The organism is Neisseria sp. HMSC15G01, assembly GCF_001808255.1.
Lineage (GTDB): Bacteria > Pseudomonadota > Gammaproteobacteria > Burkholderiales > Neisseriaceae > Neisseria > Neisseria subflava_A.
Genome location: NZ_KV792664.1, coordinates 1 through 5,248 on the forward strand (window position 1 = coordinate 1; position 5,248 = coordinate 5,248).

The 5,248-nt window shown below is 49.5% G+C and carries 2 protein-coding genes; both read left to right on the plus strand.

Annotated features, from left to right (window positions below; translation table 11 throughout):
- Nucleotides 1–2,258, plus strand: a 2,258-nt coding sequence (locus HMPREF3139_RS02455) for a YadA family autotransporter adhesin (protein WP_210388919.1), incomplete at its 5' end; no start/stop codon positions are given.
- Nucleotides 2,259–2,412: 154 nt separating this feature from the next.
- Complete coding sequence (gene pepN, locus HMPREF3139_RS02460; protein ID WP_070460250.1) at nucleotides 2,413–5,034, plus strand: aminopeptidase N; 2,622 nt, start codon at nucleotides 2,413–2,415, stop codon at nucleotides 5,032–5,034.
- Nucleotides 5,035–5,248: the final 214 nt, after the last annotated feature.

The following is a 5,248-nucleotide window of genomic DNA, read 5'->3' on the forward strand; positions in this document are numbered from 1 at the left end:
CCAAAGACGGTTTGAACAACGCCGGCAACAAAGTGACCAACGTAGCCGATGGCGACCTCAACGCCAACAGCAAAGATGCCGTTAACGGCAGCCAACTGTTTGCGACCAACCAAAACGTAGCGACCAACGCCGCCAATATCGCCAAAGGCTTCAACTTCGGCGGTACCACCGGCAGCAACAACTACGCATTGGGCGACACCATCAATGTCAAAGGCGACAGCAACATCATCAGCGAAACCGTAGCCGGTGGTGCACAGCTGAAACTGGCCGATGTGTTGAATGTCGGTCAAGCGGCTCCGGTGAAAATTGATGGCGAGAAAGGCGAAGTCAGCGGCTTGAGCAATACGACTTTGGGCGGTAGCGACTTTGCCCAAGGCAAACGTGCGGCGACTGAAGAGCAGCTGAATGCGGCCCAAGATCAGTTGGTGAATGTGTTGGGTGGCAATGCGGCCAATAATGGCGGCAACATCAGCATGACTGATATTGGCGGTACTGGTGAGAACAATATCCACGATGCAATCAAAGCCGTCAATGCAACTGCCAATCTGCCTTTGACTTTCGGTGGTGACAGCGGCAAAGACGTTGAACGCAAACCGGGTACGAAACTGAATATTGTTGGCGGTCAAACCGATGCAGCCAAACTTTCAGACGGCAATATCGGCGTTGTAGCGAATGGCTCTGATAAGTTGGAAGTCAAATTGGCTAAAGACTTGGCAGTTGACAGCGTGAAAGCCGGTGATACCACAGTCAATACTGACGGCGTGAAAGTTGGTGATGTCAACCTGACTAAAGCCGGCTTGGACAATGGCGGCAACAAGATTACCAATGTTGCAGCCGGTACCGATGACACTGATGCGGTCAATGTTGCTCAGTTGAACAAAGCTGCGGCTGCGGCTAAGACCGAAGTCGTTCAAGGCGATAACATTGTTGTAACTCAGGATGTCGGCGCCAATGGCCAAACCATTTACAAAGTGGCTACCGATAAAAACCTGAAAGTCGACAGTGTTACCGCAGGCGATACCGTGATGAATAATGACGGTGTCAAAGTTGGCGATGATGTTGCATTGAACAAAGACGGCTTGAAAGTTGGCGATGTGAACCTGACCAAAGCTGGCTTGAACAATGGCGGCAACAAGATCACCAACGTGGCAGCCGGTACGGATGACACCGATGCAGTCAATGTTTCTCAACTGAAACAAGCTGCTGCTGAGTCCAAGACTGAAGTCGTTCAAGGTAAGAACATCGTTGTGACGGAAAAAACAGGTGACAAAGGTCAGACTGTTTATGAAGTTGCTACCAATAAAGACTTGGACGTTGACAGCGTGAAAGCCGGCGATACCGCAGTGAATACTGATGGTGTCAAAGTTGGTGACGATGTTGCATTGAACAAAGACGGCTTGAAAGCAGGCAAGGTAAACCTGACTAAAGACGGCTTGGACAATGCGGGCAACAAAGTAACCAACGTAGCGGATGGCGACATCAATGCCAACAGCAAAGATGCCGTCAACGGCAGCCAGTTGTACGCAACCAACCAAAACGTAGCCAACAACGCTGCGACTATCGCCAAAGGCATTAACTTCGGCGGTACGACAGGCAGCAACAACTACGCATTGGGCGACACCATCAATGTCAAAGGCGACAGCAACATCATCAGCGAAACCGTAGCCGGTGGTGCACAACTGAAGTTGGCTGACGAGATTAGCGTGAAGACCGTGAATGCCGATACCTTCAAAGCAGGCGATACTGTGATGAATAACGACGGCGTGAAAGTCGGAGATAAAGTTGCGTTGAACAAAGATGGTCTGACCGCAGGCAATACCGTGGTCAACAACGATGGCGTAACCATCGCTGCACCGACTGAAAACAATCCGAACAACCAAGTCAAATTGTCTCCTGTCGGTCTGAACAACGGCGGCCAACGCATTACCAACGTGGCTCCGGGTAAAGACGGTACAGACGCGGCAAACGTGAACCAGTTGATTGGTTTGGGTACCGAGTTGCAGAACAACATCAACCAAGTAGGTAAGAAAGCCTACGCGGGTGTGGCCGGTGCGATTGCCCAAGGCTCGATTCCGCAGGTAACCCGTCCGGGTGCGACCGGTATTGGTGTCGGCAGCGGCTACTATGGCGGCCAGTCTGCTATGGCCATCGGCGTGTCTGCGATGAGCGACGGCGGCAACTGGATTGTCAAAGGCAACTTCTCGGCCAATACCGACGGTCATGTCGGTGTGGGTGCCGGTGCGCTGTATCAGTGGTAAGTTGGCAATGACAGGCAACTAGATTTGCTGCCTGAATAGGGAGGCCGTCTGAAATTTTAGGTTTCAGACGGCTTTTTTTCTGAAAACACTTGAATTTAGGCTAGATGAAACGATATGCTTCATCTATTTACCGCATGACTCTGAAAGAGAACAAATGAGCAAAACCATCCATTATTTGAAAGACTACGCCGCGCCAGCGTACCGTATTCTGAAAACCGACCTGCATTTCGATATTTTAGAACCGCAAACCATCGTCAAATCCAGTCTGACCGTTCAACCTGAAAGAGCAGGGGAGCCGTTGGTATTGGATGGTTCGGCAAAACTGCTGTCTGTGAAAGTAAACGGCCAGGCCGTAGATTATGTGTTGGAAGACGAAAAACTGACGATTGCAGGCGTGCCGTCTGAAAACTTCACGCTGGAAGTAGAAACCGAAATTTTGCCGGCTGAGAACAAATCTCTGATGGGTCTGTATGCTTCCGGCGGCAACCTGTTCACCCAATGCGAACCGGAAGGTTTCCGCAAAATTACGTTCTACATCGACCGTCCGGATGTCATGTCTAAATTTACCACCACCATCGTTGCAGACAAAAAACGCTATCCGGTGTTGCTGTCTAACGGCAATAAAATCGATGGCGGCGAGTTTTCAGACGGCCGTCATTGGGTGAAATGGGAAGACCCGTTTGCTAAACCGAGCTATCTCTTTGCTTTGGTGGCAGGCGATTTAGCAGTAACGGAAGATTATTTCACGACCATGAGCGGCCGTAAGGTCAAAATCGAGTTCTACACCACTGAGACAGACAAACCTAAAGTCGGTTTTGCCGTGGAATCGTTGAAAAATGCGATGAAATGGGACGAAACACGCTTCGGTTTGGAATACGACTTGGATATTTTCATGGTCGTTGCCGTGGGCGATTTCAATATGGGCGCGATGGAAAACAAAGGTTTGAATATTTTCAACACCAAGTTTGTGCTGGCCAACAGCCGTACCGCGACCGATACCGACTTTGAAGGCATCGAATCTGTTGTCGGCCACGAATATTTCCACAACTGGACGGGCAACCGTGTGACCTGCCGCGATTGGTTCCAATTGTCGCTGAAAGAAGGTTTGACCGTATTCCGCGATCAAGAGTTTTCCGGCGACCGAGCCAGCCGCGTGGTACGCCGTATCGACAATGTCCGTATGCTACGCTTGTTCCAATTCCCTGAAGATGCAGGCCCGACTGCGCATCCTGTTCGCCCGGCCAGCTATGAGGAGATGAACAACTTCTACACCATGACCGTCTATGAAAAAGGTGCAGAAGTAGTGCGCATGTATCATACCTTGCTCGGAGAAGAGGGCTTCCAAAAAGGCATGAAGCTGTATTTCCAACGCCACGATGGTCAGGCTGTGACTTGTGATGATTTCCGTGCCGCAATGGCAGACGCAAACGGCATCAATCTTGATCAGTTTGCTTTATGGTACAGCCAAGCCGGTACGCCGGTTTTAGATGCTCAAGGCCGTCTGAAAGGTGGAGCGTTTGAATTGACCATTAAACAAACCATTCCGGCCACGCCCGATATGGCGGACAAGCAGCCGATGATGATTCCGGTCAAAACCGGTTTGCTGAATGAAAAAGGCGAAGCGGTTGAGTTTGAATATCAAGGCAAACGGGTGAAAGAGGCGGTTTTGGTATTGACCGAAGCCGAGCAGACTTTTGTGTTGGGCGGCGTCAATGAGCCGGTTATCCCGTCTCTGCTACGAGATTTTTCTGCACCGGTTACCCTGAACTATCCATACAGCGAGCAAGAATTGGCGACTTTGCTGGCGGCAGATGAAAATGAGTTTGCACGTTGGGAGGCTGCTCAAACCCTGTATCATCGCGCCATTAATGCCAACCGTCAGGCATTGGCGGAAGGCCGTCCTTTACCGGAACACAAAGCATTGATGGATGCTTTGGCTTTGGTGGTTTCCGGTGACTTTGATCCGGCATTCCGTGCCATTTTGCTGCAAATGCCGTCTGAAACCGATGTATGGGCGGAAGAAGAAAATATTGACCCGATTCAGGTTCATCAAGCGCGTGAAGCCTTGCTCAATTCCGTTGCCGTCAAGTTCCTGCCTCAATGGCGCGAGTTGAACCGTCAGGCTGCCGAGCAAGAAAACCAAGCCGATGCCGCTGTTCGTTATGAATACAGCCCGGAATTGGCCGGCTGGCGCACTTTGCGTAATGCTTGCAGGGCATTTATCCTTCGTGCTGACGCTGCGCATATCGAGCACGTTGCGGAGAATTACGAAGCAATGGCGCAAAACATGACCCACGAATGGGGTATCTTATCTGCAATCAACAGCAATGAAAGTGAAATCCGCGATCGTTTGTTGACACAATTTGCCGATAAATTCGCCGATGATGCTTTGGTAATGGACAAATACTTTGCCCTGATTGCCTCAAGTCGCCGTAAAGATACTTTACAGCAAGTTCAGACGGCCTTGAATCATCCTAAGTTCAGTATTGAAAACCCAAATAAAGCCCGTTCTTTATTGATGAGCTTCAGTCGTAATATTCCGCACTTCCATGCAGAAGACGGCAGCGGCTACCGCTTTGTAGCAGATAAAGTGATGGAAATTGACCGCTTTAATCCGCAAGTTGCCGCTCGACTGGTGCAGGCTTTCAACATCTGCAACAAATTGGAAGCCAACCGCAAAGCCGTTATGACTAAAGAGTTGCAACGCATCCATGCACAAGAAGGTTTGTCCAAAGATGTGGGCGAGATTGTTGGTAAGATTTTAAATGAGAAATAAAGCTTGTCTGTTGAACTTATTGTTATTTGGCAATAAGGATAGATAGACTAAAGGCCGTCTGAAACTGATTGGTTTCAGACGGCCTTTTTATATACAACGCTTAAATTAATTTTCGTTGAGGGTAGGGCATAAGAATAAAAAAGAGCCTGCATAAAACAGGCTCTTTTTCATACTAATCCAAAGATTAGAATTTGTGACGCAGGCCAACAGTACC

What these genes read in the sequence shown, in the direction of transcription:
- pepN (WP_070460250.1), top strand. Translation starts at nt 2,413, where the DNA reads ATGAGCAAAACCATCCATTATTTGAAAGACTACGCCGCGCCAGCGTAC.